This window comes from Sporosarcina sp. Y1004 (assembly GCF_057669665.1).
Map to the genome: position 1 here is coordinate 52,899 of NZ_JBYHFQ010000009.1, position 16,489 is coordinate 69,387.

At 38.6% G+C, this 16,489-nt stretch carries 15 protein-coding genes; 3 read left to right on the forward strand and 12 right to left on the reverse strand.

The genetic code is table 11. The annotated features are described in order from the left end of the window. The first annotated feature begins 79 nt into the window (after positions 1 to 79). Positions 80 to 1,177 (forward strand): M24 family metallopeptidase, encoded by a 1,098-nt coding sequence (locus AC25Y6_RS08540; RefSeq protein ID WP_488142707.1) that lies wholly within the window; start codon positions 80 to 82, stop codon positions 1,175 to 1,177. 76 nt (positions 1,178 to 1,253) lie between these two features. Here AC25Y6_RS08540 and ald read toward each other — a convergent pair whose 3' ends face one another. Further along, entirely contained in the window at positions 1,254 to 2,372 is a 1,119-nt protein-coding gene (ald, locus tag AC25Y6_RS08545; RefSeq protein ID WP_482105031.1) for an alanine dehydrogenase, read from the reverse strand. 305 nt (positions 2,373 to 2,677) lie between these two features. On the opposite strand from ald, the gene AC25Y6_RS08550 reads away from it, so the two are divergent. Further along, a complete protein-coding gene (locus AC25Y6_RS08550; RefSeq protein ID WP_482099784.1) occupies positions 2,678 to 3,130 on the forward strand; it encodes a universal stress protein in 453 nt (150 codons plus the stop codon). A gap of 263 nt (positions 3,131 to 3,393) precedes the next feature. Here the strand turns inward: AC25Y6_RS08550 and AC25Y6_RS08555 are convergent, their stop codons facing one another. The 9 genes from AC25Y6_RS08555 to sppA all read right to left on the reverse strand — a co-directional run bounded on the left by AC25Y6_RS08555 (position 3,394) and on the right by sppA (position 12,576). Further along, the gene (locus AC25Y6_RS08555; RefSeq protein ID WP_482105032.1) at positions 3,394 to 5,127 is read right to left on the reverse strand and encodes a glycine betaine ABC transporter substrate-binding protein; all 1,734 of its coding nucleotides are present in this window, start codon (positions 5,125 to 5,127) and stop codon (positions 3,394 to 3,396) included. 1 nt (position 5,128) lies between these two features. Continuing rightward, entirely contained in the window at positions 5,129 to 6,334 is a 1,206-nt protein-coding gene (locus tag AC25Y6_RS08560; RefSeq protein ID WP_488142708.1) for a quaternary amine ABC transporter ATP-binding protein, read from the reverse strand. A gap of 659 nt (positions 6,335 to 6,993) precedes the next feature. Continuing rightward, positions 6,994 to 7,914 carry an HNH endonuclease gene (locus AC25Y6_RS08565; RefSeq protein WP_488142709.1) on the reverse strand — a complete coding sequence of 307 codons (921 nt, stop codon included), beginning with the start codon at positions 7,912 to 7,914 and terminating at the stop codon, positions 6,994 to 6,996. A gap of 40 nt (positions 7,915 to 7,954) precedes the next feature. Beyond that, a complete protein-coding gene (locus AC25Y6_RS08570) occupies positions 7,955 to 8,098 on the reverse strand; it encodes a hypothetical protein (protein ID WP_488142710.1) in 144 nt (47 codons plus the stop codon). A 99-nt stretch (positions 8,099 to 8,197) separates the two neighbouring features. After that, positions 8,198 to 9,388, reverse strand: coding sequence for an acetate kinase (locus tag AC25Y6_RS08575; RefSeq protein ID WP_488142711.1), 1,191 nt, complete (start codon positions 9,386 to 9,388; stop codon positions 8,198 to 8,200). A gap of 63 nt (positions 9,389 to 9,451) precedes the next feature. Continuing rightward, a complete protein-coding gene (locus tag AC25Y6_RS08580; protein WP_488142712.1) occupies positions 9,452 to 10,363 on the reverse strand; it encodes a class I SAM-dependent methyltransferase in 912 nt (303 codons plus the stop codon). Positions 10,364 to 10,422: 59 nt separating this feature from the next. Continuing rightward, on the reverse strand, positions 10,423 to 10,929 hold the full coding sequence (tpx, locus tag AC25Y6_RS08585; protein WP_482099790.1) for a thiol peroxidase: 507 nt from the start codon (positions 10,927 to 10,929) through the stop codon (positions 10,423 to 10,425). Between the two features lie 30 nt (positions 10,930 to 10,959). After that, positions 10,960 to 11,550: an RDD family protein gene (locus AC25Y6_RS08590; RefSeq protein ID WP_488138766.1), complete on the reverse strand. Its 591-nt coding sequence runs from the start codon at positions 11,548 to 11,550 to the stop codon at positions 10,960 to 10,962. Positions 11,551 to 11,562: 12 nt separating this feature from the next. Then, positions 11,563 to 12,576, reverse strand: coding sequence for a signal peptide peptidase SppA (sppA, locus tag AC25Y6_RS08595; RefSeq protein ID WP_488142713.1), 1,014 nt, complete (start codon positions 12,574 to 12,576; stop codon positions 11,563 to 11,565). A 104-nt stretch (positions 12,577 to 12,680) separates the two neighbouring features. Between sppA and AC25Y6_RS08600 the strand changes: the two genes are divergently transcribed. Continuing rightward, a complete protein-coding gene (locus tag AC25Y6_RS08600) occupies positions 12,681 to 13,481 on the forward strand; it encodes an NAD kinase (protein ID WP_482099793.1) in 801 nt (266 codons plus the stop codon). Between the two features lie 244 nt (positions 13,482 to 13,725). Here AC25Y6_RS08600 and rarD read toward each other — a convergent pair whose 3' ends face one another. Together rarD and mbcS are read right to left on the reverse strand one after the other, a co-directional pair. After that, positions 13,726 to 14,655 (reverse strand): EamA family transporter RarD, encoded by a 930-nt coding sequence (gene rarD / locus AC25Y6_RS08605; protein ID WP_488142714.1) that lies wholly within the window; start codon positions 14,653 to 14,655, stop codon positions 13,726 to 13,728. Positions 14,656 to 14,841: 186 nt separating this feature from the next. Further along, a complete protein-coding gene (gene mbcS / locus AC25Y6_RS08610; protein WP_482105040.1) occupies positions 14,842 to 16,413 on the reverse strand; it encodes an acyl-CoA synthetase MbcS in 1,572 nt (523 codons plus the stop codon). Between the last annotated feature and the right edge of the window lie 76 nt (positions 16,414 to 16,489).

The window sequence follows — 16,489 nt, forward strand, 5'->3', positions numbered from 1 at the left end:
ATTAGACAAATTTCGTCGTACAACCTGAAAACCCTCTTTTTTGTTATAATAGGCATATTCGTATTGGGAGGTCATTGTAATGAGTAAAGTAAAAGAAATACAACAATTTCTTCAAAAAGAAAATTTGGATGCAGCATTTATCACTACACCAGACAATGTATTTTACTTGACAGGATTCCGAAGCGATCCCCACGAGCGACTTCTCGGTGTCATGGTGTTTAAAGATGAGAGTCCATTTGTAATTTGTCCTTTAATGGAAGTACCTGATGTAAAGGCAGCTGGTTGGCCTTTCGATGCAGTTGGCCACGAAGACACCGATGATGCATGGGATATTGTCATGGAGGCTGTCCGTAAACGTGGTAACCTTCCAGTTTCAATAGCAGTAGAGAAGTCTCATTTGACAGTCGAGCGTCTTGAACGCATGAGCGAGCTGTTTACTAATGCTAATTTCGTGCGCTTGGACGAACAGTTAAATAGCATGCGTAATATTAAAAGTGAAGAGGAACTAAACAACTTACGCATTGCTGCTGAACTTGCCGATTACGCTATCGAAGTGGGTTGCAGGGAGATTGCAGAAGGAAAAACTGAACTTGAAATTCTAATGGCAATCGAGTTTGAAATGAAGAAAAAAGGTGCCGAGAAGATGTCATTCGATACAATGGTCTTATCCGGTCCTAAAACTGCCTCTCCACACGGTACGCCTGGTGATCGTAAAATTCAGCAAGGTGATTTCATCCTATTCGACCTAGGCGTAGTCTATAAGGGCTATTGTTCCGATATTACACGTACAGTGGCATTCGGCGAGCCGACGGTTGAAATGCGTGAAATTTATGAAACAGTTAGAAAAGCGGAGCAAGCTGCTGTAGATTTAGTCCGTCCAGGCGTCAAGGCGATGGATATCGATAAAGCTGCTCGTGATGTAATTGATCAGGCTGGATACGGAGAATATTTCACACACCGAATTGGACATGGGCTTGGTATTTCAGTTCATGAGTTTCCATCGATCACAGGTACCAACGAACTTATTCTAAGAGAAGGCATGGTCTTCACAATTGAACCCGGTATTTATAATCCTGCAATTACGGGGGTCAGGATTGAAGATGATGTTGTTGTAACAGCTGACGGCGTTGAAGTATTGACAAAGTTCCCCAAAGAATTGAAAATTATTAAAGCTTAACGATTGCACAGTTTTTCGTTAAAACAAAAAGAAGTTGTCCACACACTAACAAGTGTGGACAACTTCTTCTATATCTTTATTGGTTTAATAGTGTCTCAGCAGGTACATATTCCACGCCTTGAGCATCTGCAACCGCTTTATATGTTACATGCCCTTCCATCGTGTTAATACCTTTTTGAAGAGGAACGTTATCGAGACATGCTTTCTTATAACCTTTGTTTGCAATTTGAAGTGCATATGGAACTGTTACGTTCGTTAAAGCTGTTGTTGAAGTTTGTGGTACTGCACCTGGCATATTCGCTACTGCATAATGAACGACACCATGTTTTACATAAGTAGGTTCGTCGTGAGTCGTAACGCGATCCGAAGTTGCAAAAATACCACCTTGGTCGATTGCGATGTCTACAAGAACAGAACCTTGTTTCATCGATTTAACCATATCTTCTGAAACTAGTTTCGGTGCTTTCGCTCCTGGAATCAAAACAGCTCCGACAACTAGATCTGCATCTTTCACAGATTCAGCAATGTTGAATGGATTTGAAACCAGTGTTTGAATATCATTTCCGAAGATTTCATCTAATTGACGTAGACGGTCAACTGACAAGTCAAGAACTGTTACTTTCGCACCCATTCCTACTGCGATACGAGCAGCATTCGTTCCAGCTTGTCCGCCGCCGATAACTGTTACGTTACCGCGTGAAACACCTGGTACGCCGCTCAGTAAAATACCTTTACCGCCGTTTGTTTGTTGTAAATATTGTGCACCGATTTGTGTAGCCATACGGCCTGCGACTTCACTCATTGGAGCAAGAAGTGGCAACGAGTTATTTGGAAGTTGTACTGTTTCGTAGGCTATCCCAACAACTTTTTTGTCAAGAAGTGCTTGAGTCAACTCTACTTCAGGTGCAAGATGCAAGTATGTGAATAAGATTAGCCCTTCACTGAAATATCCGTATTCGGAAGCAACAGGTTCTTTAACTTTCATAACCATATCTACATTCCATGCTTCTTCAGCAGTTGCTACGATTCTAGCACCAGCCTCACTATAATCTTCGTCCATAAAGCTTGAACCTAAGCCAGCACCTTTTTCAATAATAACTTCATGTCCTGCAGACTTTAAGTTGAATACGCCTGCAGGTGTCATAGCGACACGATTTTCGTTGTTTTTCACTTCTTTTGGGACACCAATAATCATTACTATTCCTCCTCGAGATGATGTTTAGTTAGTTGGTCACCTGACATCCATGCATTCATCTGAACCAATCCAATTCAATATTATCAGAAAGTAAGTTATTATGCTCTATTTTGTCTATTTGCGGAATATTGAATAAACAACCACTCTGTAATTGTACGATAGATTTTCATTAAGCCACTTCTCCCAACTGTCACAATTTCGTCAAATCACTAAATGATTATCATTTCCCTCTATGATTAAAAGGTTTTTCAACTATAAAAGTCGAAATAAGGTAGTATACTATTATTAGGATGGAGTGAGGAATAATGACTTTAGTATACAAACAAATTTTAGTTGCTGTAGACGGTTCCAAAGAATCCGAATGGGCTTTCAGAAAAGCTGTGGCAATTGCTGATAGAAACGAAGCAACACTAAACCTAATAAACATTATCGATACACGTTCTTATGCTGCAATCGAAGCTTATGATCGTTCAATTGCTGAACGTGCCCAAAAATTTGCTGAAGATCTTTTAGGCGATTACAAAGTAGAAGCAGAAAAAGCTGGATTGCAACGTGTTAATGTCATAGTAGAATATGGCTCACCAAAAACAATGATTTCTAAAGATCTATCTAAAAAATTAGAGGCTGATTTAATCATTTGTGGTGCAACCGGTTTAAATGCTGTAGAACGATTCCTAATCGGCAGTGTATCAGAAAATATAGTACGTTCCGCCAAATGTGACGTTCTTGTTATTCGTACACCTGAATCTGCGAAATAATGAAAGTAGAGTTGTCCACTTGTTCTATGGACAACTCTTTTTTATATTGTAGACAATACCTAAAATTAAGGCTGAATAACCATAGCTCTAATTTGAAATTATCAATATGAGCAATCCAATTTTTCTATTCTACAAGATTGTCCTTAAATGAATCAATTAGTTGTAAGGGTTCATGTACCCTTAAAACCCATATAATAATGACCCAATCAAAATTCATAGCAAAAAGGCAACTCAATGTGAGCTGCCTTTTTGCTTAATCTTTCTCAATTATCCTTCAAATCTTCAACTGAATCAATATCTACGTATGCAGGTACAACCAATCCATTTTTTGTTCCTTGAAGATTTGGTCCAAGGTCAACTAAATCATTCTTATATGTTTCATAATATTCCATATGTGTACCTGGTAACCAAGCACCGACCATAGCATCTGCACTATTGTTAGCAACACCAGCAAACATTGGTCCAACTTCAACCTGAACATATGACACATCGTATCCACTTTGTTCGAGTACTTTACCAATGACATTTGTACTGGCAATCTCTGAATCCCAAGCGACAAACACAAGATCTATACTTTCGCCATTTCCTGCCGCTACCCCCTTCGTCCACTCTGCTACTTTGTCCGGATTATTTTCAATCCACTGTTCAGCAGCTTCTGCAGCACTCGATCCATTAGAAACTTCCACCATGACACTTTCCATATCACTTGGTTCCCAGATGAATTGGTCTAGGATCTTATATGCACCTGGGGCATCTTGTTCGAGTCCTTTTCTTACAAGTGTATTAATGTCTTCAGCTCCACCAAATGAACCCTTAGGATCCTCCAGGTATTTCAAATCATATGCTGAGAACATCCAATGTGGAGTCCATCCTGTGACAATAATCGGCTCTTCTGCATCATAAGCTTTTTTCAATTCTGCAATCATAGCAGCTGAAGAACCTTCCACTAGAGTCCAATTATTTAGTTCATAATCAGTTATTGCAGTTTTAGCTTGCCCCATAAGTCCTGCACCAGGCTCAATCCCAATTATTTCATATCCTGTCTGAGTACCAATTTCACTAGCATTCTCATTCACAGTATCCCCTTGAGGAATTGCTAAAACAATCGCAGTACCGCCTATAAGTAAAGCGAAAATTAAAAAGACGATTTTTGGCTTAATAACATGTTCATAAGCTGGCTTGCGCAAGTTTTGCGTAATGCGATCAAGAATGATAGCGATTATAACAATTGACAATCCTGCTTCAAAACCTTGACCAACATTAATTTGGCTGACAGCTCTGTATACCTCTGCTCCTAGACCAGGTGCCCCTACTAAAGAAGCAGTTACAACCATCGAAAGAGCAAGCATAATACTTTGGTTTACTCCTGCCAAAATCGTTGGCATTGCTAATGGCAATTGAACTTTAAACAATTTTTGATTAGTTGTCGATCCAAAAGCATTTGATGCTTCGATAAGATCTTCAGGTACTTCTCGAATACCAAGATTCGTCATACGGATAGTTGGCGCAATCGCGAAAATAAACGACGCAACAATCCCTGGCACTACGCCAATTCCAAAGAATAAAATCGATGGAATCAGGTATACAAACGCTGGCATTGTTTGCATAAAATCTAAAGTAGGTGTAACAATTTTTTGTACTGTTTTGTTTTGTGCACACCATATTCCTACTGGAATCCCTACTAGAATTGTGAGAAATCCTGATACTAACACAATCGAAAGTGTTTGAATTGTCGACTCCCAATAACCTAAATTATCAATCAGAAGTAAACTAACTATGGTAAATACACCTAATTGCCATTTACTGGTATAGGTAACTAAAAGTCCTAAAATGATTATTAATACGATAGGCGGCCCTACACTCAATACCTCAACTATAAGATCTAAGCCCCAATCAATTACATTTGTAAATAATTCAAAAAATCCTGCAAATACAATGGTTACCCAATCAACTAGGGTATCAACCCATTCTCCAAGTGGTATTTTGGATATACTCAAATCATTCACTCTCCAAATCATTCAAGGAATCTTTGTTTCCGACAAGAGCTCCAATTAATGCGCCCCGAATAATAATTCCTTTAATTCTGTTCTCTTCATCTATAACTGATATTGGTATACTTGACGTTGCCATCACTTCCATAATATCAGCAAGTAAGGTACCCTCTGTTACAGTTGGGATGTCAGCAGTCATCACTTCAGAAATTGATTTTCCTTGATCTATTGCAAGACGTGCATTCTCAGCACTAAGCGCACCTAATAACTTTTGCTTACGGTCCACAATGAATATACTGGAATAACCCTGTCTTCCCATGATTTCTAGTGCAACCCTTGGACCTCTGTCTATACTAATTTTCTCTGGACGTTTCATCACGTGTGATGCGGTTAGTATTTTAGACAAATCGACATCTTCCACGAACTTCTCTACAAATTCATTTGCTGGCTCTATCATTATTTGTTCAGGTGTTCCGAGTTGAATGATGCTTCCATCCTTCATTAAAGCTATTCGATCTCCTATGCGCAGTGCTTCATCCAAATCATGTGTGATAAAAATAATGGTTTTCTTGAAACTTTCTTGAATTTCAATTAACTCATCTTGCATATCCTTTCGAATTAATGGATCTAGTGCGCTAAATGCTTCATCCATCAAGATGATTTCTGTATCACTAGCAAGTGCACGAGCAAGTCCAACCCTTTGTTGCATCCCACCACTCAATTGTGAGGGAAACTGGTTTTCATATCCCTTCAACCCTACAGCTTCTAACGCATTCATTGCTTTTTCATGGCGCTCCTTATCGGAGATTTTTTGAATCTCAAGCCCAAATCCTGCATTCTCTAGAATTGTTTTATGTGGAAAAAGCGCAAAGTTTTGAAATACCATGCTTATCTTTTTCTGTCTCACATCTCTTAGACGAGCAGCATCCATTTTTACAATATCTTCATTATTGATCAAAATCTCACCTAATGTCGGCGTAATTAAACGGTTGAACATGCGGATTAATGTAGACTTTCCACTTCCGGATAATCCCATTATTACGAAGATTTCACCTGGATAAACGCTAAAGTTTACATTTTTAACGCCGACAGTGTGCCCCGTTTCTTTTAAAATGTCTTTCTTTGAACTGCCTTTTATTAATAACTCTACTGCAGCTTTTGGAGATTTACCAAAAATCTTCGTTACGTTTTTCACTTCTACAATTGGTTTCATTTATACACCTCAATCAATATTCTCTTCAGGTAAAGATCCATACATCCTATTTCCATGAAGGCAGATTATTGCACATTTTTTTCGATAATAAAGAAAGGTTATGCAAACAATGAAAGATAGAGACGTTCATTGTTCACATTGTCTTTATTACACATAAAATGAAATAATACTTCAAAAGCAGACTTTGCAAATATACTATTGAAGTATTTCTCTTATTACAGTTGTTCATACCAACTTTAGATTTTAAATTGAGAGGAATTTAAAACAAAAGGACAGAACTGCAGTCATTTCAATTTCTCAGGAAGAAATAGGAGATTTACTTTTTAACTATATAGTTGTTTTGCAGTCAATTCAATTTTACTATCCACTCTCATATTCAATATGTGATTAAATAGACCTATGTAAATGAACTTTAAATAACATTCGATAAGCCCCTGATGCCGATGACTTCAGTAGAATTTTTACCGATAAAATTTCAGTAAAAATCATCGATTTGAATATTTTTTTAATTAATACATTTGACCTATTGAATAAAAGTAGTTTTGAGGGAAATGAATTAAAACTAAACCACGCATTATATGAGTCAATTCGCTACGGACCAAACCTATGTTAATAGGATAAATGAGAAAAGTTAAAAAAAGGTGACCGAAAAACTTCTTTTAATGTTGAAATATATTCTTTAGGTGCCACTTAAAATAAGGCTTATTTTCCTCAAATCGAGCAATCTTCTTTTTCGGATGGATATTATATACTAAATAATCGTTCTCAGGAACAGACGTAGAAATATGTAATCTGCCTTGTCCATCAAACGCAATATACCCTTTATCGTATAAGGCGTCGTGATTACAACATAATAGTACTCCATTATAAGGATAGACTCTTTCAAGATCTGTACTATCTTTCCACGGCTTGGAGTAGCTCGCTTGAAGCAAAGCAGATAATTCAATATCACACAAAGCACATTTATGATTCCACAACAGCAATAACTCTCTCCTAAACTTTTGTTGACCCAAACGAATCTTTGATTTTACTTCTGCTTCCGTTTCAGCAATCATTGGAATAAATGTATTGCGCTCTGTACGCAGAACTGTACCAATCGCTAACTCCAGCTGCTCCTCATCCACTTGGTAAATGTTCAAATCACTAATGAGTTCTAATAATTTAATAACCAACTCTTCATTACATGGATATAAATATCCTGAGTTTCCATTTCCATCTTGTTGAAACGGAGAATATTTTATTGGTAAAAGTGGTGAAATTTCATCAAAGTTTGAGTGTACGTTTAGAGGTTTTTCTAGTTCATGATATTCTAAATTCACCAAATAACCGTCATCACTCGAGCGTTCATATCTTTGCACTTTTGATGGTTTAGTCGCTGCTCTGCATTCCGTTTTAGCAACACTAATCGCAACAATATTCCCTTTTACATAGTGGAAGAAACGATCACCTTCATTCACTTCCTTCATCCGCAACCATGAATGGGGGATCTGCCCTCCACTATCTTGTTGCGGAGACCAAATAACACCTAATTCTTTTTCTTCTCGATATGTTTCACCTTGCATGACAAAAAAGCTCTTCATATATAGAACACCCCCTAAATAGTAAAACCCCTTAAACCTTTTATACCCCTGCAAGCCTCATTGTATCTCTCGCCATTCTGATTTCTTCGTTTGTTGGGATTAATCGTTCTTTTAAAGTTTTCACGAATAACAATACTGTTTTCGCTGATTCCAGCTGTAAATTAATGATAAAAGAGTTGCCCAATTTTTATATGGGCAACTCTTTTTCACATGTATTGTGGATAATACCCGAATCTAGGACTGAATGTTTAAAAACAAAGCACACTGCACTATCCTTCCAAACTTATAATTGCGCAACCCGCATCGTATCTCTGGCGATCATAACCTCTTCGTTCGTCGGGATGACAAGCACTTTTACAGGGGAGTATGGATAACTAATATGTACTTCCTTTCCCTTGATATTATTTAAATCAGGATCTAGGTAGACTCCCATAAACTCAAGGCCTTCTAAAACTTTTTCGCGAATAACTATACTATTTTCACCGATTCCAGCTGTAAATATAATTGCGTCCACACCGCCCATCCTCGCAGCGTAAGAACCAATATATTTATGAATTCGATCCGCAAAGACATCTAACGCAAGCTGTGCACGTGTATTTCCTTTTAAAGCCTCGATTTCAATGTCGCGCAAATCACTCGAAAAACCTGAAATCGCAAGCATTCCTGATTGTTTATTCAACACTTCGAGTACTTCTTCAACAGTCTTTCCCGTTTGATCCATAATATAAGGGATTAAAGCGGGATCTATATTTCCTGAACGTGTTCCCATCGTTACACCAGCAAGAGGTGTAAAACCCATAGAAGTATCGAGCGATTTACCACGTTCTACTGCTGCTATGCTCGCGCCATTTCCCAAATGACAAGAAATTAGCCGCGTATCTTCAAGTGGTCTGTTTAACAACAACGCTGCACGCTCTGTTACATACTTATGACTAGTACCATGGAAACCGTATTTTCGGATACCGTATTTTTCGTAATACTCATATGGCAACGGATATAAAAATGAACTTTCCGGCATTGTCTGATGGAATGCTGTGTCAAAAACTGCAACTGCCGGAACGTTTGGTAAAGCTTTGTTAAACTCGTTAATACCTAAGATATTAGCCGGGTTATGCAATGGCGCTAGATTAGATAGTTCTTGAAGTGCTGCGACAACATCTTCATTAATAAGCACAGAATCGCTAAATACTTCACCACCATGTACGACACGATGGCCGACTCCGTCAATCTCATCAAAAGAGGTTACGATTCCTTGGCTAATCAGCATTTCAAGCAATATATTTACTGCTTCTGTATGGTTCTTGATACTATGTTTTAATTCAATTTTACCATCTTCGGATTTCATGGTGAACAATGATTCAGTTTGACCAATTCTATCAATTAGTCCTATCGTCGTTACGTATTCTTCGGGCATTTTGAGAAGCTGAAACTTCAAGGATGAACTCCCAGCGTTTATCGCTAAAATATTCCGCATAAAGTGTACCCCTTTTCAACTGATTTCTTTTGTATCAGACACAATTGTCAGGTTAATAATACTTTATTCATTAGCCCAAATATCAATTTTCTGAAGAAATAACGCCATTGCATGCCTATCAGTCATATTAGGAACTTTAGCAAGAAGAACATCATGCACCACTTTCTTTTCTGGTAAGGGTTTCTGCAGTATTAAAATACTTTTTGCATGAGATGCATTTTTGAATAATGAATCAGGTAGTTGAATAATTGCTCGGATAATTGTTTTGTTTTTTAAGTACGGATGCAATACAGAAGATTGGTCGGATTCGAACAGATTCGCTGGAACGATGAATAAGCCATGACCTCCCGGTTTTGTGTGCTTCATCGATTGCTCAATAAATAAATGATGTGCATATGCATGTCCCTCAGCGGACATCAATTCATAATTTAGCGCATTTTCATCATCCGGATAGAAACCTACTGGTAAATCACTTACCGTAATATCGACTGGATCTACAAATAACGGTCGCAGTGCATCTTGAACATAAAACGTAACAGGATGCTCAAGGAGTTCCGCTGTAACTGCAGACAACCTGACAAGTAAATCATCAATTTCAATTGCCGTTGCAGTGACATCATTTTCAATTGTATTCATGACAGTATAAAGCAAATTGCCTGTGCCTGCCGCCGGATCTAACAGTGTCAGACTTTGTTCATCTGCTGCTAATTTACCAGCGATATGTCCAATGAGCATCCCAATTGAATCGGGGGTCATCTGGTGATTAGGCTGTACATTTTGCTTCATACCTTTCAAAACAGCTAGCTGAATACCTTTACGGATATCCTCTTTAGTGATCTTTTCTGTTACTTCGGGTTTTATATCGCCTACTAACCACTTTTGGCAGACTTCAACAATCGCTTCTAAGTAAAGCTCTTCCTTAGATTCCGCATATGCATCTATAAATGAAAATATAATTTCCGTATTTGTTTTCATATCTTTATCCCTCAATTGACAAAGCCCACCCGTCTCCGAGTGGGCTTTCATAATTTTTATTACTTTGTTAGTTTCTTTACTGCTAAAATTGCTTTTTCGTAATCAGGATGGTCTGTACCTTCCCCGACATATTCAACATAAGTTACCTTATTATCTTTATCAATAACAAATACTGAGCGTGCAAGCAAACGCAGCTCTTTCATGACAACTCCGTATGCTTCTCCAAATGAAAGATCACGATGATCGGATAGCGTCTGAACATTGTCAATTCCTTCTGCAGCACACCATCTAGCCTGTGCAAACGGAAGATCGGCAGAGATTGTCAAGACTTGAACGTTATCTCCAAGTGACGAAGCTTCTTCATTAAACTTACGCGTCTGTGCTGAACAGACTCCTGTATCGATAGAAGGAATCACACTGATTAGTCTGACCTTCCCATTTGAGTCAGCAAGTGTAACCGGGCTCAAATCGTTAGCAAGCACTGTAAAATCATTTGCTGTATCCCCTACTGAAACTTCTTTACCGAGCAATGTCATAGGATTGTTTTGAAATGTAACGTTAACCATTAATACGCCCCCTTTTCTATGTCTATCTTACTAAATCATAGTGCCTTCTTGCAACTGTTGTCCCTCATTCCGTTTGCGATAATTTATCCGCAACTCTTTTTCATACGAAGACTCATGTTCAACAATTGTGTCCGCAAACAAATCATGCAACGCTTCTTTTTTCGGCATGAATATGACTAGTAAATAAGGAACCAAAAGCATTTTGGAAATGAAACGTCCAATGCCCTCTCTGAAGATTATCGCTCCCCAAGTCAGTTGCCCTCCATCTTTTGATGCAACTCGTATACCCATAATCATTTTTCCTACTGTCTGTTGCAAATACTTCGTCATTAGCATGAAGTAGAGCAACAACAACACTAACACCGTGATTTTATAGGGGCTGAATAAGAAGAATGAAGGGTTTGTTATTTCCCAACCAGCAATTCGGAAAATCGGTTTAATGATAATTCCGCTGATGGCAGAGAGAACAATCAAGTCTATTGTGTACGCCCATAGCCGCGTCCAAAACCCCGCATATTTCGCATGAAAGTGTTCTGTTTCAACAGTTTCATAATCGCTAGGCTGTCCTGTGACAATTGTTTTATCCGTCAGATCCGGTTGTCGTTCAATATATTCCGACATATTTGTCCCTCCTTATCTTTCACCGTATAAATACATCATTCTTGGTGCATTATAATCGTTCAACAACTTACCAATCAATTCTGATTCAATATTACTTCCGAATAGATTTCCAGCTTTCACTCCAAATAAGGATGCCCAGCTGTCTTGAGTTGTATATTCGAAAACGGTTGCATTCTGAAGATTATTATCATCCTTCATGGCCGCTATTACATCGGTTACTTTACCGTATTCATCCGCAAGCCCAACTTCAATTGCCTGACGTCCATTCATGATACGTCCGTCAGCAACTTTTTTCACTGCCGCTTCGCTCATACCCCTTCCGTCTACAATAATATCGACAAAGCGTTCATAAGAATCATTAATCATTTCCTGTAGCATCGCACGCTCTTCGTCTTTCATTTCACGTGATCCGCTCATGATGTCTTTGTAAGGTCCTGTTTTGATGGTATTAAAATCAATACCATATTTTTCAGCGAGTTTCGCATAATTTACACTTTCCATAATGACGCCAATTGAACCTGTGATTGTTTCAGGATTAACGAAAATCTTATCAGCCGGTGCTGAAACATAATAACCACCTGAAGCCGCCATTCCTCCCATCGAAATGTACAGAGGTGTTTTATTCTCTTGTTGAATTAAGCGAAGAGCATCGTAAATCTCTGCTGATTCAACTACACCTCCGCCAGGTGTGTTCACTTTCAATACCACTCCTTTAACGCTAGTATCCTCTAATACCTCATTCAACTGACTCATGAAGAATTGATGATTATAGCCCGAAGGTTGAAATAAAGATGTCGAAGTCCCTAAGTCTTGGATAATCCCATCGAGTGTGAGGACAGCAATTCTTTCTCCCCCACTACCTTCTTCTATAATCGATTCTTCGTATCCCTCGGATGAAGTAGCCATCATTTCTTCAAAGAAACCATCGAAGTCTCTCGTAAATATGTACGATAATGAATTAATACCTACCGAAACAAAAACTAGTGCCGCAGCGACAATAACTGCAATCCATCGTTTCATTGTCATTTAAATTCCTCCTTTTTTATATCACTATTTTATACGTTACTAGACACTAAAATGTTTCATTACATGCTAAAATGAGTATAACTCATTCGGAAGGAGCTTGTGCAATGACAGATCGGATGAATATTTTTATTTACAGCAAACATGATGAAGTCTCACTTGATAAAAAGTTAAAAGTGGAAGATGCATTAATCCATGAAGGTTTTACTATGACCGAGAGTGATATAGATGCGAATATTATTATTAGCATCGGTAGTGATGGTTCATTTTTACAGGCGGTCCGCAAAACTGGTTTCCGCCAAGACTGCTTATACGCAGGCATATCTTTAACAGCCAAACCTGGTCTCTATTGTGATTTCAATTTCAATAACCTATTTCAAATGACACAAACAATTCGTGCTGCAGAACTTAAAGTAAGAAAGTATCCGCTAATTGAAGTGAAAATTGACAATCACCAACCATTCTACTGTTTGAACGAACTGAGTATACGCTCTAATATCATTCGGACATTTGTCATGGATGTCATTATTGATGATAAGCTATTTGAAGTATTCCTAGGCGACGGTCTTATCATTTCTACGCCGACCGGCAGTACCGCTTACAATAAATCCGTCAATGGTGCAGTAGTAGATCCACTACTCAGCTGTTTTCAAGTAACTGAACTTGCATCCGTAAATAACAATAATTATAGAACGCTTGGATCATCGTTCATCATGAGTGGTCAACGAAAACTAAAGCTTAATGTTCACCAGGATGGCAACGTCTTCCCTATAATCGCCGCTGACAATGAAGCACTTGGCATACGCCAGGTCAAAAACGTGGAAATCTGCTTAAGCGACAGAACCGTGAAAACAGTTAAGATGAAAAATAACTCCTTCTGGGAAAAAGTACAACGGATGTATCTCTAGAAAAGCGTAGGGCGCCGTTTAGCCCCGACAGGCGCAAGGCAGTTTGCAAGGAGGGTATCTCAAGCCACCTAAGAGGGTTGAAGTGTTCAATCCCTCCCTAACTAACTGACCTGTGACCCGAGGGACTGGCGACCATAGCTAGACAACAAGTAATGCGAAGGTTTAGCACCGAAAGGCACAAGACAATAAATCGTCGCCACTTTAGCCTCCTGATTATCCACTTCTATAGTAATCCCAAATTTCATTAATCTACATTTGCAGAAGCTTCTTGCAGCCGCGCTTTTTTCACTTTCACCACTTCTAAAATTTTCGACACAGTAAACAACAGCAACGCTGACCAAATGAAGGCGAATGATAACAAATCAACTCCTCCAAAAGTTTCTTTATAAACGATAACCCCAAGGAATAACATCATCGTTGGTGCGATGTATTGAAGAAACCCTGCCATGTAAAGAGGAATTCTCTGCACTCCTTTTGCATACATAAGAAGCGGCAATGCTGTTGCTGCACCTGTCAAAATCAGCAGAATATCTGTTTTGATAGTTGAATGCAAAAATACAGCGTTCCCATCTTTAAACAACATAATGTAGTAAATAACTGCGAACGGAGCAATGAAAAGTGTTTCAATTGTTAAGCCGCGTAATGCATCGAGTTTGACTTGTTTTTTGATAAGCCCGTAGACTGCAAATGTAATGCCAAGAGCGAATGCCAGCCATGGGAACGAACCATATGAAACTGTTAAAATTGTAACGCCAGTCGCAGCTAGCAAAAAAGCTACTTGCTGGGACTTCGAAAGTTTTTCCTTTAAGAAAAAGATTCCGAGTAAAACTGAAATTAGCGGATTTATGTAATAACCTAGACTTGCTTGAATAATATAGTCATTATTCACAGCCCATATGTAGATGAACCAATTGGATGAAACAAGTGCCGAACCTGCGAACAATGCCCAAAAATTTCGTTGTGATTTCCAAAGTGCCTTAATGTCTTCTTTTAGATAACGACCATTTTTCATTAGTAATACTACTAATAGAGTAATTACAAATGCCCATACAATTCGACTCATCAGTATTTCGGTACTTCCGACATGTTCGAGACTTTTCCAATAAATCGGCATAATACCCCAAATTAAATAGGAGCCTATCGCCCAAAGAACACCGTTTTTTTCCATTTGCATTACTTAGCCTCCTTTATATTTTGATTTCCGAAATAATCTACTCAGTATATTCTTTTGGAAAAGTTTCGTAAAGAAGATATTAAATATCGGTTTGATATTAATGCAAGATTCACTAATCATAATAAAAACCCCTTTTCCAGTCACGGTTATCCCGTACCGGAAAAGCGGCCTGCTAACAATAATGACTTACTCTTGTTCTTGTTTTCTTAATTCTATACGCATAATTTTCCCTGAAGCTGTTTTAGGCAGTTTATCCAAAAACTCGATTTTCCGTGGATATTTATAAGGTGCCGTTAATGTCTTCACATGCTCTTGTAATTCTCTGATAAGACCTTCTTCATTTTCCCTTTCAGGGTTTTTGAGAACAATGAATGCCTTTACGATATTTCCGCGCACTTCATCAGGACTTGCGACGACAGCACATTCACGTACTGCTGAATGCTTCGTCAATGCATCCTCCACTTCAAACGGCCCAATTGTATAACCAGAGCTGATAATAATATCATCTCCCCGGCCTTCGAACCAGAAGTAACCATCTTCATCCATTTTTGCCCTGTCACCTGTCACGTAATACTCGCCTCGGAACTGCATCTTTGTTCGTTCAGGATCATTTAAATATTCCTTAAATAACGCGGGAGTCGATACATGTACTGCGATATCTCCAACTTCTCCAATGGCAGAAGGATTGCCTTCATCATCAATAATATCAACTTTATTTCCAGGCGTCGGTTTTCCCATCGAACCTGGACGCGCTTCCATACCAATCATTGTTCCTACAAGAAGCGTATTTTCTGTTTGTCCATACCCATCTCTTACTGATAGAGAAAATACTTTATCGAATATTTCAATGACTTCTCGGTTCAACGGTTCTCCTGCGGAAACTGCACTTCTTATTGAGGATAAATCGTAAGCCTCAAGTTTTTCTGCCTTCGCCATAAATCGATATTCAGTAGGCGTACAACATAAAACATCCACTCGATAGTCTCTAATCAAATTCAAATAGGTTTCTACTTCAAATTTGCCATCATAAATGAGTCCAGTCGCTCCACTACCTAATACAGAGAGGAATGGTGTCCATATCCACTTCTGCCAACCCGGCGCGGCAGTCGCCCAAACTATATCTCCTTCTTCAATGCCTAGCCAACTTGCACTTGTTGTCCGCAGATGGGCGTATCCCCAACCGTGTGTATGTACTACTCCTTTTGGTTTTCCTGTTGTGCCCGAAGTATATGATAGAAAGGCCATGTCTGTACTCTTTGTTTCCGGTCTAGCGAATTCCGTTGATGCAGTCTTCATAAGTTCAGTTAGAGAAAGCTGATCATTCTTTGCCTCCCCGACAACAAATAGCTGAACATCATCCATATTCCTCACTTCACTGAATTGATCGGTAAATGCATCAAATGCTACAATTGCTTTTGCATTGCTATGCGCTATACGATATTCGATATCTGACGACCTCAACATTTCAGAACTTGGAATTACAGCTAGACCCGCCTTGAGTGCTCCGATATATGTAACATACGCTTCAATATTCCGAGGTACCATAACTAATACAACATCGCCTTTTAATAGACCTTTCGATTGAAATACATTGGCGACTCTGTTTGCCGATTCCATTAATTCATCATATGTTAGTTGTTGCTTTTGCCCTTCCGAATTTACGTATATAAGTGCTTTTTTCCCAGTACCTGTTGCATACTTTTCGAACTCACTTACCAGATTATATTCTTCAGGTGCAATCAATTGTTCACGTTTCATAACGATTCCCCCTTATATGTCTAAATTCAGTATACAAATAAACGACCGACAATTCAAAACAAATTTACTAATTCTA